This window comes from Gordonia sp. 852002-50395_SCH5434458 (genome assembly GCF_001665905.1).
In the GTDB taxonomy this organism is placed as follows: Bacteria; Actinomycetota; Actinomycetes; order Mycobacteriales; family Mycobacteriaceae; genus Gordonia; species Gordonia jacobaea.
Map to the genome: position 1 here is coordinate 1 of NZ_LZTC01000024.1, position 1,199 is coordinate 1,199.

General features: G+C 62.9%; 1 protein-coding gene and 1 pseudogene. One reads left to right on the top strand and one right to left on the bottom strand.

Going from position 1 to position 1,199, the window contains the following annotated elements; all coding sequences use genetic code 11:
- Positions 1-370 (bottom strand): annotated as a pseudogene (locus A5785_RS05530) (cytochrome P450); the annotation flags it as partial.
- Between the two features lie 160 nt (positions 371-530).
- Here A5785_RS05530 and A5785_RS23220 point away from each other — a divergent pair.
- Complete coding sequence (locus A5785_RS23220; RefSeq protein ID WP_156525482.1) at positions 531-707, top strand: hypothetical protein; 177 nt, start codon at positions 531-533, stop codon at positions 705-707.
- Positions 708-1,199 lie beyond the last annotated feature (492 nt).

Below are 1,199 nucleotides of genomic sequence, written 5' to 3' on the forward strand. Positions count from 1 at the left end.
GCATCGCGCGGTGGTAGACGCGCATCGCTTCTTGCGAGAACCCTGGGGTCAGAATCCGCCGAGCCTGCCCCCACAACGGGTCGCTCGACCGCGCCGTGAACAGGCCGGACCCTGCTACGCTTCTGAGCTTCGCCCCTGGCCCGATGAGAGCACGTGCCCAGTTCCTCTCATCGAGACACTGACGGGCAAGTTCACCGCCGCCGACCACAATCAGTCGGTCTCGTAGCAAGAGTCGCTGATAAATCGGGCCGAGCTGGTCGACGAGCTGCATCTCGTGCTGTGTTGGATTCTTGCGGTCGACCGATCTGACATCGCCCAGGAAAGGAATCCTGCCATTAGGGAACGGCAGATCGGTCAGTGATTTCACCATGTGTTCCAGGGTGGCAGACCTACGGCGAGAGTCGCGCCGAGGGGCGGGCGGTGAAAACTTGCGCCCTGTACGGCGTGTCTAACCTGCATGCGAATTTTTTAAGGAAACAATGGTCGCTGTGGCGGGAAGACCCAGGAAGGACCCCAGCGGCGCTAGCTTGGTGCCTATCAGCATCGCTGTCACGGGCGTCGCGGATACGGCGATCAGAAGGCGCGCCGCAGAACGCGGTATGTCGATCGTCGACTACATCTGCGCGCTCGCCGCGGCCGATTCTGGGTGCGAGTTCCCCGGTGTTCCGCCGCTACAGGAGGTGCTTGATCTGCAAGATTCCGCGTAACTAAATACGACGAACGCCCCCGGAGGTCACCGAGGGCGTTCGTGAAGTTCCGAGAGCCAGTGGTCAGCTGACTCTCATATCCCCGAAGGGACAGTCTTGGCGGACTGGTCTCAGGGTAGCGCGCACCCTACTGGCCGCGCTACTTCTGAATGCGTGTCGGATCACGAATTCGATACAGACGCCTCAGCGTCGGGTAGTCGATGGGTTGAGCTCTATCGGCTCCTCCTTGCCCCGGACGCCGAAGGGTACGCCCTACGCCCGATATCTGGCAGTGCCCCAGTACGTGAGGCATCGGGTGATCCGACGGACCTCATCACCCAAGCGGAGCACGCGGGTGGCGGCCGGGCGGTGTGGGCGATCGTTGCGCCTTTGCGCCCCGACCTTGTCGTGGTCGACGTCGACCGCTGCGCTGATCGGGTGCTGACCTCGATCCTGGACAGCATCGACGACGCGGCCGCCCAACTTGCTTACCTCGCCGCATCGGGGTCACCG